This window comes from Streptomyces sp. NPDC060198 (genome assembly GCF_042728415.1).
GTDB lineage: Bacteria > Actinomycetota > Actinomycetes > Streptomycetales > Streptomycetaceae > Streptomyces.
On sequence record NZ_JBHWZJ010000184.1, the window covers coordinates 1 to 14101 of the forward strand.

General features: G+C 71.1%; 15 protein-coding genes. 4 read left to right on the forward strand and 11 right to left on the reverse strand.

The features are described from left to right. The first annotated feature begins 215 nt into the window (after nt 1-215). From ACFWEP_RS21490 to ACFWEP_RS21500, 3 genes are all read left to right on the forward strand, one after another. Nucleotides 216-737 (forward strand): SPW repeat protein, encoded by a 522-nt coding sequence (locus ACFWEP_RS21490; RefSeq protein ID WP_387371913.1) that lies wholly within the window; start codon nt 216-218, stop codon nt 735-737. 37 nt (nt 738-774) lie between these two features. Next, a complete protein-coding gene (locus tag ACFWEP_RS21495; protein WP_387371914.1) occupies nt 775-1776 on the forward strand; it encodes an ADP-ribosylglycohydrolase family protein in 1002 nt (333 codons plus the stop codon). Nucleotides 1777-2001: 225 nt separating this feature from the next. After that, the gene (locus ACFWEP_RS21500; protein ID WP_387371916.1) at nt 2002-3105 is read left to right on the forward strand and encodes an LLM class flavin-dependent oxidoreductase; all 1104 of its coding nucleotides are present in this window, start codon (nt 2002-2004) and stop codon (nt 3103-3105) included. A gap of 167 nt (nt 3106-3272) precedes the next feature. Here the strand turns inward: ACFWEP_RS21500 and ACFWEP_RS21505 are convergent, their stop codons facing one another. Beyond that, nucleotides 3273-3536 carry a hypothetical protein gene (locus ACFWEP_RS21505; RefSeq protein ID WP_387371917.1) on the reverse strand — a complete coding sequence of 88 codons (264 nt, stop codon included), beginning with the start codon at nt 3534-3536 and terminating at the stop codon, nt 3273-3275. Nucleotides 3537-3884: 348 nt separating this feature from the next. Between ACFWEP_RS21505 and ACFWEP_RS21510 the strand changes: the two genes are divergently transcribed. Continuing rightward, nucleotides 3885-4334: a spore-associated protein gene (locus ACFWEP_RS21510; protein WP_387371919.1), complete on the forward strand. Its 450-nt coding sequence runs from the start codon at nt 3885-3887 to the stop codon at nt 4332-4334. Between the two features lie 69 nt (nt 4335-4403). On the opposite strand, the gene ACFWEP_RS21515 is transcribed toward ACFWEP_RS21510, so the two are convergent. The 10 genes from ACFWEP_RS21515 to ACFWEP_RS21560 form a co-directional block, all read right to left on the reverse strand. After that, entirely contained in the window at nt 4404-7232 is a 2829-nt protein-coding gene (locus ACFWEP_RS21515; RefSeq protein ID WP_387371920.1) for a DEAD/DEAH box helicase, read from the reverse strand. A gap of 88 nt (nt 7233-7320) precedes the next feature. Further along, a complete protein-coding gene (locus tag ACFWEP_RS21520) occupies nt 7321-8211 on the reverse strand; it encodes a diacylglycerol kinase (protein ID WP_387371921.1) in 891 nt (296 codons plus the stop codon). 18 nt (nt 8212-8229) lie between these two features. Next, nucleotides 8230-9195 (reverse strand): twin-arginine translocase subunit TatC, encoded by a 966-nt coding sequence (tatC, locus tag ACFWEP_RS21525; RefSeq protein WP_387371922.1) that lies wholly within the window; start codon nt 9193-9195, stop codon nt 8230-8232. Between the two features lie 49 nt (nt 9196-9244). After that, nucleotides 9245-9541, reverse strand: coding sequence for a Sec-independent protein translocase subunit TatA (gene tatA, locus ACFWEP_RS21530; RefSeq protein WP_387371923.1), 297 nt, complete (start codon nt 9539-9541; stop codon nt 9245-9247). Between the two features lie 219 nt (nt 9542-9760). Continuing rightward, nucleotides 9761-9958 (reverse strand): hypothetical protein, encoded by a 198-nt coding sequence (locus tag ACFWEP_RS21535; RefSeq protein WP_387371924.1) that lies wholly within the window; start codon nt 9956-9958, stop codon nt 9761-9763. A 56-nt stretch (nt 9959-10014) separates the two neighbouring features. After that, nucleotides 10015-10320, reverse strand: a complete 306-nt coding sequence (locus ACFWEP_RS21540; RefSeq protein WP_387371925.1) for a hypothetical protein — start codon at nt 10318-10320, stop codon at nt 10015-10017. 2 nt (nt 10321-10322) lie between these two features. Then, nucleotides 10323-11279: a helix-turn-helix transcriptional regulator gene (locus ACFWEP_RS21545; RefSeq protein ID WP_387371926.1), complete on the reverse strand. Its 957-nt coding sequence runs from the start codon at nt 11277-11279 to the stop codon at nt 10323-10325. 29 nt (nt 11280-11308) lie between these two features. Then, on the reverse strand, nt 11309-12262 hold the full coding sequence (locus ACFWEP_RS21550) for a helix-turn-helix transcriptional regulator (RefSeq protein ID WP_387371927.1): 954 nt from the start codon (nt 12260-12262) through the stop codon (nt 11309-11311). A gap of 283 nt (nt 12263-12545) precedes the next feature. Continuing rightward, nucleotides 12546-12917, reverse strand: a complete 372-nt coding sequence (locus tag ACFWEP_RS21555) for an FKBP-type peptidyl-prolyl cis-trans isomerase (protein WP_328722625.1) — start codon at nt 12915-12917, stop codon at nt 12546-12548. A gap of 45 nt (nt 12918-12962) precedes the next feature. Next, a complete protein-coding gene (locus ACFWEP_RS21560) occupies nt 12963-13898 on the reverse strand; it encodes an FKBP-type peptidyl-prolyl cis-trans isomerase (RefSeq protein ID WP_387371928.1) in 936 nt (311 codons plus the stop codon). Nucleotides 13899-14101: the final 203 nt, after the last annotated feature.

Below are 14101 nucleotides of genomic sequence, written 5' to 3' on the forward strand. Positions count from 1 at the left end.
GGCGCACCACCACCCGGCAACCCCCTTTCACGCAGGCCCGGTTGGCCGCCCCGTGCAACGCGCCGTGCTTAACGCAGTCGGCCGCCTCCGGTCCCGGCGCGTAAATGGGGGATAAGCGCACCATGGGGAAAGAGGTACCGCTCGCGCGTCCCGGACTCACGCTCCGGATCAGGCCGGCGGCGGGCGGGCCCACGGGACCGTAAAGGAGACGACTCATGTCCGACCTCTCACACACCCGTGCCGGCACCCGTGCGGACGCGCATGCCGACATGGCGGACCACCCGGACCTCCCGGAGATGCGCGAGCGGTACGACCGCACGCTCGGCGGCCGCGACGTCGCCCTCGTGGACGCGCCCGTGTTCCTCCTCGGTCTGTACTGCGCGGTGTCGCCCTGGGTACTCCACTTCACGTCGAGCCAGCCCGCACTGGTGCAGCACAACCTGATCATCGGTATCGCCCTCGCCGTACTGGGCCTCGGCATCACCGCGTCCCCGTCCCGGATGTACGGCCTGAGCTGGGCCATCTGCGCGATGGGCGCCTGGATGATCGTCGCACCGTGGATCGTGGGCAGCGGCCCCGATCTCGGGGTCGTCCTGAACAACGTCATCATCGGCGGACTCGCCGTGGTGCTGGGTCTGATCTGCGCGGCCGCCTCGATGAAGAGCGGCGGTGCTATGGGCGGCAGGGCCGGGACGAAGGCCACCGCAGGACGAGGAAAGGCGGGTTTCCGGGACTGACGGTGTCGACAGACGCGCGGGCCGTAGGGTGCCTCCCATGGGGCGGGGTGACAGGCAAGACCGGGTGGTGGGCACCGTCGTCGGCTCGGCGGTCGGGGACGCGCTGGGAGCCCCGTTCGAGTTCGGGCCGGCCGGAGTCTGGTCGGCCCGCTTCCCCGACGGCACCGGCACGATGTGCGGGGGCGGCGGCTGGGACCCGGGCGAGGCGACCGACGACACGCAGATGGCCGTACTCGTCGCCGAGTCGCTGCTGGAGCGGGAGGGGCTCGACCTGCCCGACATCTTCGACCGGTTCTGCCGGTGGGCCGCCTCCGATCCCAAGGACATCGGCATCCAGACAAAGACCGTCCTGCTCGGCGGCGACCCCTGGGACCTGGCCGCCGCCCTCCATTTCCAGGTGGAGGTGCGCGCAGCGGGCAACGGCTCACTGATGCGGGCGGCCGGATCGGCCGTCCGTTTCGCCCGCACGGCAGGGCCGGACCCCGGGGACGAAGCCGGAGCCCGCGCCGCCACGATGGACGCGGCCCGGCGGATCGCGGCCCTGACGCACGGCGATCCGGCCGCCTGGGAGGGCACGGCCGTCCTCGACGAGCTGATCCGGGTGGCACTGGACGGCGACGACCCGCTCGCCGCCCTACCCGCCGCCCTCTTTGACGTACGCGAGGACCAGCGCGCCCGCTGGGCGGCCGTGCTCGCCCCGGACTGGCACCCGGGTCTGGCGACCGAGTTCAACGGCGCGGTCTGGCCCTGCCTGGGTACCGCCGTCTGGGCCCTGCGGACGACCTCGTCCTTCGAGGCCGCGCTCGCGGCGGCGATCGACGTCGGCGGCGACACCGACACGGTGGCCGCCGTGACCGGTGCGCTCGCGGGCGCCGTACACGGTAGGGGCGCGATCCCCGCCCGCTGGACGGAGCCGCTCCACGTACCGCTTCCCGGTTTCGGAGGGCGGGTGCTGCGCACCGCCGAGCTGACGGCCCTCGCCTTGCGCCTGGACGCGCACGCGGCACTGTTTCCTGCCCACCGCTCGGACACCCGTTGACGCCGAGCCGATCCGGCTGGTGCACTGAACGGATGCGTCCTCAGCTGCGGCTGGTCACCCGCGACCACATCGACTTCGGTCGGGTGTGGTCGTCGTCCTGTCGTCCCTGACTGCTTCTCCGTCAGCACGACGTCAGCACGTAGGCAGCACACGACGGCACGGCGCACCGAGCCCCCGGCCGGTGCCCCCGCAACCGCAACCCGCAGCAGAAGATGAGGCTTCGCCATGCCCGTAGAGTTCCTCGGCATCGCCGCGACCAACGAGGGTTCCGAGGTGACGCCCCGCTCGGGAGCGTCCTTCGACAAGGAGTACACGCTCAAGCTGGCCCGCGCCCACGAGGACCACGGCTGGGACCGGGTGCTCTTCGCCTACGGCTCCGGCTCCCCCGACCCGTCCCCGGCAGCCTCGTTCATCGCCGCCCGTACGGACCGGCTCCAGATCCTCGTGGCGCACCGGCCCAACGTGTCGTACCCGACCTTCGCCGCGAAGACCTTCGCCACGCTCGACCGGATCAGCGACGGGCGGCTCGCCGTCCACTTCATCACCGGCGGCAACGACCACGAGCAGCAGCGCGAGGGGGACTTCCTCACCAAGGACGAACGGTACGCGCGCACCCGTGAAGCCATCCAGATCATCAAGAAGGCGTGGACCTCCCACGAGCCCTTCGACCACGAGGGCACGCACTACCGCTTCAACGACTTCGTGAGCGACACCTTCCCCGTACAGCAGCCGCACCCGCAGGTCTCGTTCGGGGGTTCCTCCCCGGCGGCCTACGCGGCAGGGGGCGCCGAGGCCGACATCTTCTGCCTCTGGGGCGAACCCCTGGCCGAGACCGCCGAGCAGATCGCCTCGGTCAAGGCGGCGGCGAAGGCGGCGGGGCGCACCGACGTACCGAGGATCCAGGTGGCGTTCCGCCCGATCATCGCCCCCACCGAGGAACTCGCCTGGGAGAAGGCGCACCGGACGCTCGACCGGATCAGGGCCCGCAAGGCGGGTGCTCCGCCGAGCCGCCGCCACCCGCTGACCGCTCCGCAGAACGCGGGGTCGCAGCGGCTGCTCGCCGTGGCGGACCGGGGTGAGCGCCACGACCGCGCGCTCTGGACGCCGACCTCGGCCGAGACGGGCGGCGCCGGCAACTCCACGGCTCTGGTGGGCACTCCGGAGACGGTTGCGCAGGCCCTCCTCGACTACTACGACCTGGGGGTCGAGATCCTGTCCGCCCGGGGCTACGACCTGCTCGACGACGCGATCGACTTCGGCCGCCACGTCATCCCGATCGTGCGGGAGGAAGTCGCCAAGCGGGACGCCGCGCGGACCTCCGCCGCCTGAAACGGGCCGGAGTGCCCGAAGGCCGGTACACCGCCGCCACGTCGGACGAACGCACACACGATGCCCGTTCGGCGTGGCGACCAGGGTGATCCGGACCGACGGTTCGCCGGCCATCGCCGCCGGAAGGCGGAGACTTCCAGCCCCCCGGCGCGCCGAGAGTCATGGAGTCATCCGCGGCGTCGTTCCTCCTTCGTGCGGCGGTCGTCTGCCTGGTGTGGTTCTTCCTCCTCCCACTGACGTGACAGGCCCGCCAACTCGCCGGTGCGAAGCGCGCGTTGCAGAAGGCGGCTGCCGCCGCCCGGCGGCAGAAGCGGGAGCCGGCGGCGCGGCTCATGGTCGAGGCGGGCGAGGACGGGGAGCGGCGCGCCCTGTACGGCGACGTCCTCGTCCACCAAGGGCGGGACCGCGAGGCCGTGGCGGAGTTCCGCCACGTCGACGGCCGTCCGAACGGCCTGCCCCGGCGCTCCTACCCCGAGCCGTTCGACGCCCTCCGCTACCGGGCATGCGCACCCGGGCCGCCCGGCGCTCCCTGTTCGAGGGGCGCGAGAAGCCCGAGAAGCCCCGCCGCCGAGCGGGACGGCGGCGGCGCGACGGGGTGGAACCGCGCCGCGCGCGACCACATCCGCCCCTGCTCCCCCTCCCGTACGCCTCCCGGGTGTCCCCGGCGGAATCCACCCGATTCTTCGGCATCTCTTCGAAAAGCGGGTGCAACCTTCCGTGCCCTTCGGCGGTCACATCAAGTGGGAGCAAAACGCTCTTGAAGTGACAAGGGGGAAATTATGGGATTCGCGCGTATTGCCGCGACTGCCGGGGCGTTGACCGCGCTGGTGGTGGGGACCACGGCGGCGTTCGGCGCCACCGCCCAGGCAGCGCCCAACGTCACGCCGCAGGGGGTCTGCGGCAGTGCCTACAAGACCGTGAACTCGGCGCCCGTCGGATCGCTGGGCACCGTCTACCTCACGTACAACTCCGCGAACGGCAACAACTGCGTCGCGACCATCCGCTCCAACCCGGGCACCGTGAAGTACATGTCCGCGTACATCTACGTGCCGGACACCGACGCCTGGGCCGAGGACTACGGTAACTACACCTCTTACGCGGGCCCGGGCCGTGTCTACGGCAAGGGCCACTGCGTCAGCTGGGGCGGCAACATCGACAACATCCACGTGTCGGTGGAGAACTCCAACTGCGCGACTCTGAGGGAGCAGCGGGTCACCACCATCGGCTGACCCCGCCCTGCGCACCACAGCGGGCCCGGGGCGTGAGGCCCCGGGCCCGCTGTGTCGCTCGTGCGTCCTTTAGCCCACCGAGCTGTACGCCACCACTCCGCGCAGCACCTCGTCGACGGCCTTGCGGGCGTTCTTCGCCACCGTGCTGCCCTCGCGCGGGGCGGCCGCGGCCACCTGGCCGAGGACGTCGATGACCTGCTTGCACCAGCGGACGAAGTCGCCGGCGGGCATCTCGGCCTCGCGCAGCACCTCGTCCAGGGAGCGGCCGGAGGCCCACATGTAGACCGCCCAGGCGAAGCCGAGGTCGGGTTCGCGCTGGCCGACCCCCTCGGTCTGGCTGATCTTGAAGTCTTCCTCCAGGGCGTCGAGCCGTCCCCAGATGCGGACCATCTCGGCCATGGCGGTCTTCGCCGGGCCGGACGGCAGCTTGGGCGCCACCGCGTCGTCCGCCTGCCGTGCCTCGTAGACCAGCGCCGAGACGCAGGCCGCGAGTTCGGCCGGGTTGAGCCCCTCCCAGACACCGTCCCGCAGGCATTCGCTCGCCAGCAGGTCGAGCTCGCCGTAGAGCCGGGCCAGCCGGCGGCCGTGCTCGGTGACCTCGTTGGCGCGGAGGTAGTCCAGCTCGGTCAGCAGGGCCACGATCCGGTCGAAGGTGCGGGCGATGGTGTTCGTCCGTCCCTCGATGCGGTTCTCCAGCTGCCGGGTGTCGCGCTTGAGGCGGTGGTACCGCTCCGCCCAGCGCGCGTGGTCCTCACGCTCGTCGCAGCCGTGGCACGGGTGGGCCCGCAGCTCGGTGCGCAGGCGCGCGATCTCCCGGTCGTCGGCCGCCGCCGCGCGTCCCTTGCGGTGGCGGTCCGGCACGATGTGCCCGGCCTTGGTCCGCAGGGCGGAGGCGAGGTCGCGGCGGGACTGGGGCGAGCGCGGGTTGAACGTCTTGGGCACCCGCATCCGCTCCACGGCCTCCACCGGGACCGGGAAGTCGATCGACGCGAGCCGCTTCACCTGGCGCTCGGCGGTGAGCACCAGCGGGCGCGGGCCGTCGTGCTGGTCGAAGCCACGGTGGCCGTTGGCCCGCCCGGCGGGCAGGCCGGGGTCCAGCACCAGCGCGAGGCCGGCGAACTTGCCGGTCGGCACGTGGATGATGTCGCCGGGCTTCAGCTTCTCCAGCGAGGAGGCGGCCGCGGCGCGGCGCTGGGAGGCACCCTGCTTGGCCAGGTCGGTCTCGCGGTCCTTGAGGTCCCGCCGCAGGCCGGCGTACTCCTCGAAGTCCCCGAGGTGACAGGTCATGCCCTCGCGGTACCCCTCCAGGCCCTCTTCGTTCCGCTGGACCTGGCGGGAGATCCCGACGACCGAGCGGTCCGCCTGGAACTGCGCGAAGGAGGTCTCCAGCAGCTCGCGCGAGCGGTGCCGCCCGAACTGCTGGACCAGGTTGACCGCCATGTTGTACGACGGGCGGAAGCTGGAACGGAGCGGGTACGTGCGCGTCCCCGCGAGCCCGGCCAGCCCCGCCGGGTCCAGGCCCCGCTGCCACAGCACCACGGCGTGGCCCTCGACGTCGATGCCGCGGCGCCCCGCGCGGCCGGTGAGCTGGGTGTACTCGCCGGGCGTGATGTCGGCGTGCTGCTCGCCGTTCCACTTGACGAGCTTCTCCAGCACCACCGAACGCGCCGGCATGTTGATGCCGAGCGCGAGGGTCTCGGTGGCGAAGACGGCCTTGACGAGACCACGGACGAAGAGCTCCTCCACGACCTCCTTGAAGGTCGGCAGCATGCCGGCGTGGTGCGCGGCGATGCCCCGCTCCAGCCCTTCGAGCCATTCGTAGTACCCGAGGACGTGCAGGTCCTCGGTGGGGATGGAAGCGGTCCGCTCCTCGACGATCTCCCGCACGAGGCGGCGCTTGTCCTCGTCGTTGAGCCGCAGCCCGGCGGCGAGGCACTGCTGCACGGCCGCCTCGCAGCCCGCCCGGCTGAAGATGAAGGTGATAGCGGGCAGCAGTCCCTCGTTGTCCAGCCGGTCGATCACCTCGGCGCGGGACGGCGTCCAGATCCGGCTGCGCTGACGGCGCTCGCGCTCACGGTCGGCCTCGCGGACCATCTTGCCGCGCCGGCGGTCGCGCGGGTTGTACCCGGCCTGGCTCTCCATGCGGGCGAGCCTGATCAGGTCGGGGTTGGTCTCACGGCGGGCCGAACCGCGGCCGCCGTGGTCGGTCTCCTCCTCGAAGAGGTCGTACATCCGGCGTCCGGCCAGCACGTGCTGCCAGAGCGGGACGGGCCGCTCCTCGGAGACGATGACCTCGGTGTCCCCGCGCACGGTGTCCAGCCAGTCGCCGAACTCCTCGGCGTTGGAGACGGTCGCCGAGAGGGAGACCAGCGTCACGGATTCGGGCAGGTGGATGATCACTTCCTCCCAGACCGCGCCCCGGAAGCGGTCGGAGAGGTAGTGCACCTCGTCCATCACGACGTATCCGAGGCCGTTCAGGGACTGGGAGCCCGCGTACAGCATGTTCCGCAGCACCTCGGTGGTCATCACGACCACCGGCGCCTCGGAGTTGACGCTGTTGTCACCGGTGAGCAGGCCGACCTTGTCGGCGCCGTAGCGCTTGACCAGGTCGGCGAACTTCTGGTTGGAGAGCGCCTTGATCGGCGTGGTGTAGAAGCACTTGCGCCCCTGCTCCAGGGCGAGGTGCACCGCGAATTCGCCGACGATCGTCTTGCCCGAACCGGTCGGGGCCGCGACCAGCACGCCCTTGCCCGCTTCCAGTGCCTTGCAGGCCTCGATCTGGAAGGGGTCGAGTTCGAACTCGTACATCTCGCGGAAGGGCCACAGCGCCGTGGCCATCTCGGCCTGGCGGAGGCGGGAGGCGTGGTAGCGCTCGGCTGGTGAGAGGTCCTCTGTCATCTTGCTGTCGAGCCTACCCGCCACCTCCGACAGTCCATGCGCCCTTTTTCCGCCCGCGCACCCGGCCCGCCCCGGCCCCGGGCCCGGGTCAGCCGGTGAGGACCCGTACGGCGCCCGGCACGCACACCGCCGTCACCGGGAGCGCTCCCAGGGATTCACCGTCGGCGTAGGCGGTGGTGACGGCCGCGGCCAGTTCGACGGAGGCCGCGCGGTGGACGGTGACCACCGGGTGGGAGAGATGGGTGCCCCGGTAGACCCGGGGGAAGACCTTCAGCAAGGTGGTCCGGCTGCAGTCGCCGACGACGGTCACGTCGAAGAGGCCGTCGTCCATGACGGCGTCCGCGCAGATCCGCATGCCACCGCCGTAGGAGGTCCCGTTTCCGACCGCGACCAGCGTCGCCTCGACCTCCATGACGGCCCCGCCGTCCAGCCGTATCCGGTACGGGACCGGCCGGAAGGAGGCGAGCTCGGCGAGGATCGCCAGGTCGTACTTGAAGCGGCCCGGGATCCGGCGCATCCGGTTGCCCCGGTCGTTGACCCGGGAGTCGAAGCCGGAGGCCAGCACGGTGCCGAACCACCGGTCCCCGGCCCGTCCGAGGTCGAGGGTGCGTATGCCGTCCCGCTTCAGGGCGTCGGCGGCCAGCCGACCGGCCGCGGCCGGGTCGCGCACCGGCAGGCCGAGGGTCCGGGCGAAGTCGTTGCCGGTGCCCGCGGCCACCACCCCCAGCGGGGTCCGGGTCCCGGCCACCGCCTGGAGCGCGAGGGAGACCATGCCGTCCCCGCCCACCGCGATCAGCGCACCCGTACCGCCGGCCACGGCGTCCCGTGCCCTGCGCAGAGCGTCGTCCGCGTTCTCGCCGAGCACGGTCCGTACGGAGAATCCGGCATCCCGCAACGCGGAAGCGGCCGGCTGCGCGGCGTGCGCGCCCCGGCCGCTTCCCGCGGTGGGATTGACGAAGAGGGTGATCTCGCTGGTCACCCGCCGGACCCTACAAGGTCAGGTGATGTCGTCGTAACCGCCCGGAGATTGCGATCCGGCACCGTCCTGCTCGCCCGACGCCTGTCCGGGCACCGTGGCACGGCCCGCGGCCACGCTCTCCACTCCGCCGATCGGTTCGGGGGTGAGGTCGAGCTCCGACGCCTCGTCGTCGTCGAGCTCGGCGTCGGGGTTGCCGCGGGTGCGGCGCTTGTCGTTCAGGAGCGAGAAACCGGTCGCGATGAAGTACAGGACGGCCAGCGGTCCGGCCAGCAGCAGCATCGACAGCGGCTCGCCGCCGGGGGTGGCGATGGCGGCGAAGGCGGTGAGGCCGACGATCATCCCGCGCCACCAGCCGAGCATCCGCTTCCCGGTCACTATCCCGGTCAGGTTCAGCGCGACGAGGAGCAAGGGGAGCTCGAAGGCCAGGCCGAAGACCACGATCATGCGGGTCAGCAGGTCGAGGTAGCTGTCGAGCCCGATCTGGTTCTGCACGCTGTCCGGGCTGAAACCGAGCATGATCTGCGCGGTCTGCGGCAGGATCAGGTAGGCGAGGTAGCCGCCGGCCAGGAAGAGCGGAGCGCCGATGACGGCGAAACCGTAGGCGTACCGCTTCTCGCCCTTGTGGAGGCCCGGGGCGACGAAGGCCCACAGCTGGTACAGCCAGACAGGCGTGGCGAGAAGCACGCCGGACATGAGGGCGACCTTGAGGGCGTTGGTGAACGGCGCCATCAAGGTGTCGGTCTTCAGCAGCGCGCAGGGCTTGCCGTTGATCGCGGTGACCACGCCGTCCTTGCAGCCGACCGAGGAGAGGATCGGTCGCAGAAGGAAGTCGTAGATGTCCTTCTGGAAGAAGGCGGCGACGATCGTCACCACGACAATGGCCAGGACGGCCTTCAGAAGCCGGTTACGCAGCTCACGCAGGTGATCGAGGAGGGGCATCCGCCCCTCGTCGTTCTTCTCCTGCTTGCGGGCAGACTTGAGCAACCCACTTCCCTCGTCTCGTGCGGCAGCCGTCGGTGGAACGGATCAGCTGTCAGCTCTGGGTGGTGGTGGGGTTGGGCTCGGCGACGGGGCGCGCGCTGGTGACGTCACCCGGAGCGGCCTGGATGGTACGGGCGGCGGCAGGCTTCGGGGCGGGCTCGGCGACCGTCTCGGCGGCGGGGGTGGCGGGCTCGGCGTCGTCGCGCTTCATCGCCTTCGCCTCGCTCTTGAGGATACGCGCGGACTTGCCGAGCGAACGCGCCATGTCCGGAAGCTTCTTGGCACCGAAGAGCAGCAGGATGACAGCGATGATCAGAACCAACTCAAGGGGCTTCAGATTGCCGATCATGTGTGCGACTTCCTTCTCACTGGGGTGACTGGAGGAACGGGCTCACTACCCGATCAGTCGGACACGCGTCCGAACGGTCAGCTGGCAGCGATCGTAACCCGCAGTGGTAAACACGAGGCAATGCCTGTGCATACACGCGGTTCCGGACCACGCCTCCTGCCTGGGCCGACCCCAGCAGCGTACCGCGAGGTCCCGCGAATCCGGAGGGCACGGCTCCTGCTACCGGAGGACGTCCGCCGTGGAGGCCAGGCGCGTCGCGGCCCGTTCCAGGTCCTGGGCCGCCCGGTTGATCCGCTCCGAAGTGGTCGCCACCTGCCGGCCCAGCCGCCGGACTTCGAGGAAGACCCGGACGGCGAGGACGCCGAGCACGGCGATCCCCAGAAATCCCAGAGCGATGGCGAGCATGGGCCAGAACATGCGGGCTGAGCCTCTTTCGGGGGGACACGGGCGACGGCACGGGGCGGCTGCCGCGGCTACGGGGCGGTGTGCAGACGCAGCGTCCGTACGCCGCCGCCGGTGAGGAGCTCGACGATGCGCTCCCCTGCGGGCTTGCGCACGGCCGAGCCGCACTCGGGACAGGTGAAGGAGTAGAAGGTGGTGCTGGGGCCGGCCCCGATCGCGAGGCGCAGCGCCTCGGCTCCGAGCTCGAAGCGCGTACGGCAGTCGGGGCAGCCGGCCCGGAACCGCACGGCGTGGGCCGCCGCCGCGAGCCGGGCCGCTTCCGCGACGCCCGTCCCGCGTGGCCTCCGGGACATGGTGCCGTCCTCGGTTCCCGTCATCGTCAGACCACGCCGTCGTAGGCGGCGAGCGCTTCGGCTGCGGCCCGGCGTGCGCTCTCGGCCAGCTCCGGGGGCGACACGATGCGGCCCTCGCCACCGAGGCGGAGCGCCAGCCTCCGCAAACTGGCCGGGTCCGGGGTGCGCAGGGTGATCACCAGGCCGCCGTCGGGGCGCTCCTCGGCACGGTCGTGCGGATAGTACTCGGCGACCCACCGGCCGCCGGCGCCGACCTCGATCACCACTTCCGGGTCTTCGGCGGCCGGCTGTACGAGCCCTTCCGAGAGGTCGCGGAGCTCCAGCTCCGGGGGCGCGGCCGGGTCGTCGAGCAGCCGGATCTCCGCGACCCGGTCCAGACGGAAGGTGCGCCGGGCCTCGGAGAGCCGGCACCAGCCCTCCAGGTAGGTGTGGCCCACGGCGAAGAGGCGGATCGGGTCCACCTCGCGCTCGGTGAGTTCGTCCCGGGCGGGCGAGTAGTAACGGAGCCAGAGCCGTCTGCGTTCGGAGATGGCCCGGTCGACCTCGGCGAAGACGCCGCCCTCCGACTCGAAGGTGACCGAGAGCCGGGAGCTGGCCGCACCGGTCTCCCCGGCGGCCGTCTCCAGCTTGGCGGTGGCCCGTACCAGCGCGAGCCGGTCGCTCTCGCGCAGTCCGGGCAGGGTGGCGACGGCACGCGCGGCGACGAGCAGCGCGGTGGCCTCGTCGGCGGCGAGCCGCAGCGGCTCGGCGACGTCGTCCGGGTTGTGCCACCAGATCCGGTCGCCGTCGGTGTCGATGTCGAGCAGATCGCCGCCGCGGAAGCTGGTCCCGCACATGGGCAGCACGTCCAGGTCGGAGATGAGCTCGTCCTCGGTGATGCCGAAGGCCCGGGCGACGTCCTGCACATGGGCGCCGGGGCGCTCGCGCAGATACGTCACCAGGGAGAGCATCCGCCGGGTCTGGTCGATCGCGTTCGTGGCCATGGTGTCGTCTCCCTCAGTCCTCGAGTCCTTCAGTCCTTGGCCACGGCGCGCAGCCGGTCGACCACATCGGCCCGCAGACCGGCCGGTCCGAGCACGACGACGTCCGGTCCGAACTCGACGAGCCAGGCGTCCAGCCCGTGTCCGTACGGAATCTCCAGCTCGTCCCAGCCGTCACCGAGATCCCGCACCGAGACGGCGCGCGAGCGCAGTGGGAAGCCGGCCCCGCCGCGCAGTCTGATCCGGGCGGTGCGGGTCGCGGTCTCGCCGGCCCAGCTCTCCACGGTCTCCCGGACGGTGACCACGTCGGGAATGGCGGCGGTGAAGACGCCTGCCCGGGAGCGGACCCTGCCGGTGATGCGTGAGAGGCGGAAGACGCGCTCGGCGCCGCGCTCCCGGTCCCAGCCGGCCAGGTACCAGTGGCCGCGCCAGCACTCCAGCCCCCAGGGCTCGACCTGGCGCTGTTCGGCGCGGGCGGAATTGCCCTTGCGGTAGTCGAAGGTGACCGGGCGTCGGTCGCGGCACGCGAGCATCAGCGGTTCGAAGGCGGCCTCGTGCACGGGGATGCGCGGTTCGAGGGCGCTCGGCACCTCGTACGTGTCCTCGGCCTCGGGCATTCCGGCGGCGCGCAGCTTCTGCAGCGCGCCGCTGGCGGCTCCGGCGAGGCGGGCCTGCTGCCACACCTTCGCGGCGATCTCCAGGGCCGCCGCCTCCTCCGCGCTGAGAGTGATCGGCGGGAGGCGGTTGCTGTCGCGGCGGGCGAGGTAGCCGATGTCTCCGTCGAGTCCCTCGACGGTCTCGATGACGAGGCCGAGTTCGCGCAGATCGTCCTTGTCGCGCTCGAACATGCGGTTGAAGGACTCGTCCGAACCGGCTTCGAGGTACGCCTCGATGGAGCCGCGGAGCTCACGCTTGCTGAGCGGACGCCGTGTGCCCAGCAGGCACAGCGCGAGGTTCATCAGCCGCTCGGCCTTGGCAATCGCCATCGGCGCCCTTTCTCTCCATGCGCTACGACGCTCGACCGTACCGCCCCCGGGGGCCCCGGCAAAAACACGCGTACCCCGGGACTGACGGCGGGAGGGCCCGTGCCGAACGGCACGAGCCCTCCCGGGCCTCCGCGTGGGAGGCGTGATCATGGCGGACGGCGACAGGGTCGCGATCCGGCCAGAGCGCCGACCGGTCGGACCGTCGGACGAACCGGCGGTCCGGACCAGCCGGGCGGCCGGACGATCAGGGTCGGTGATCAGGTCCGACGATCGGGTTCGACGATCAGACCGCGACGAGGTCGCAGACGAAGATCAGCGTCTCACCCGGCGCGATGGCGGCACCCGCGCCGCGGTCACCGTAGGCGAGGTGCGCCGGGATGATCAGCTGGCGACGGCCGCCGACCTTCATGCCCTGGACGCCCTGGTCCCAGCCCTGGATGACCCGGCCGGCACCGAGCGGGAACTTGAGCGGCTCACCGCGGTTCCACGAGGAGTCGAACTCCTCACCGGTGGAGAAGGCCACGCCCACGTAGTGGACGGAGACGAAGTCGCCGGCCTTGGCCACGGCGCCGTCGCCCTCCCAGATCTCCTTGATCTCAAGACCGGCCGGCGGCTCGCCGCCCGGGAAGTCGACCTCGGGCTTCTCGATGCTCACTGAAACTGCTCCTTGGAAAAGTTGAACTGCACAACCGGGACAGTCTTACATCTTCGCCAGCAGGTCCACGGCGAAGACCAGTGTCGACTTGGCGGGAATCGACTGCTGCTCGGTGTCACCGAAGCCCTGGTCCGGCGGGATGACCAGCAGGACCCGGCTGCCGACCTTCTTGCCGACGAGCCCGCTCTTCAGGCCCTTGAGGGTCACCTGCTCCAGCGGGAAGGTCTGGGTCTTCCCCTGTTCGTAGGTACTGTCGAACGTCTTTCCGTCCTTCCACAGCAGTCCCACGTAGTTCACCACGACGCTGTCGGTGTCCGTGACGACCTCGCCGTCGGACTCCAGCACGTAGGTGGAGGAGAGCTTGGTGGGCGGGTCGCTCTTCGGGACGGTGACGCTGGGTGCCTTGCCGTCCGTATTGGTGCCGACCTTCGGCAGTGCCGCATCGTTCTGCGCGACCTTGGTGCCCTTGGCGGTCGTCGGGACCTGGGAGGCCTTGACGACGTCGATGACGAAGACGAGGGTCGCGTTGGCCTTGATGTCGCCCTGGCCCTGCGCGCCGTAGGCGAGGTCCGGCGGGATGACCAGCTGGACGCGGCTGCCGACCTTCTGGCCGACGAGGCCCTTGTCCCAGCCCTGGATGACCATGCCGGCGCCCAGGGTCAGATCGAACGGGGCCTTGCGGTCGAAGCTGTTGTCGAACGGCTTCGTGGAGTCCCAGGCCTGGCCGAGGTAGTTGACCTGGACCGCGTCACCGTTCTTCAGCGCGGCGCCGTCACCCTCGCTGATGACGGTGGTCTTCAGCTCCTTGGGCGGGTCGCCCACGCCCTTGGCGATGGTGGGTTTCTCACCGAACTTGGCACCCGCGGTGATCGCGGGCACGCCGGTCTCGGACGAAGCGGAGTCGGAGGCCTTGTCGTCGCTGCCGCAGGCTGCGGAGAGCAGCAGGAGGGGGACGACGAGAAGGCCGGCAAGTCGGCGCACTGGTTCCTCAGATCTCAGACGACACAGTCATGGGTCCCGGACACCTTACGGCCTTCGCACTGTGCGGAACCGGTTTCGCGACGCCCCGCGACGCGGCCCGGCCGGTCGTCTCCCCCGTGCGTGCGACCCTCGGGCGCCGCGTACGGCGTGGTGTTCGAGTACGGCACGGGCGCACGGGACAGGCCCCGGAACGGGTGTTCCGG

What these genes read in the sequence shown, in the direction of transcription:
- ACFWEP_RS21490 (WP_387371913.1), top strand. Translation starts at nt 216, where the DNA reads ATGTCCGACCTCTCACACACCCGTGCCGGCACCCGTGCGGACGCGCAT.
- ACFWEP_RS21495 (WP_387371914.1), top strand. Translation starts at nt 775, where the DNA reads ATGGGGCGGGGTGACAGGCAAGACCGGGTGGTGGGCACCGTCGTCGGC.
- ACFWEP_RS21500 (WP_387371916.1), top strand. Translation starts at nt 2,002, where the DNA reads ATGCCCGTAGAGTTCCTCGGCATCGCCGCGACCAACGAGGGTTCCGAG.
- ACFWEP_RS21510 (WP_387371919.1), top strand. Translation starts at nt 3,885, where the DNA reads ATGGGATTCGCGCGTATTGCCGCGACTGCCGGGGCGTTGACCGCGCTG.
- ACFWEP_RS21515 (WP_387371920.1), bottom strand. Translation starts at nt 7,232, where the DNA reads ATGACAGAGGACCTCTCACCAGCCGAGCGCTACCACGCCTCCCGCCTC.
- tatA (WP_387371923.1), bottom strand. Translation starts at nt 9,541, where the DNA reads ATGATCGGCAATCTGAAGCCCCTTGAGTTGGTTCTGATCATCGCTGTC.
- ACFWEP_RS21535 (WP_387371924.1), bottom strand. Translation starts at nt 9,958, where the DNA reads ATGTTCTGGCCCATGCTCGCCATCGCTCTGGGATTTCTGGGGATCGCC.
- ACFWEP_RS21540 (WP_387371925.1), bottom strand. Translation starts at nt 10,320, where the DNA reads ATGACGGGAACCGAGGACGGCACCATGTCCCGGAGGCCACGCGGGACG.
- ACFWEP_RS21545 (WP_387371926.1), bottom strand. Translation starts at nt 11,279, where the DNA reads ATGGCCACGAACGCGATCGACCAGACCCGGCGGATGCTCTCCCTGGTG.
- ACFWEP_RS21550 (WP_387371927.1), bottom strand. Translation starts at nt 12,262, where the DNA reads ATGGCGATTGCCAAGGCCGAGCGGCTGATGAACCTCGCGCTGTGCCTG.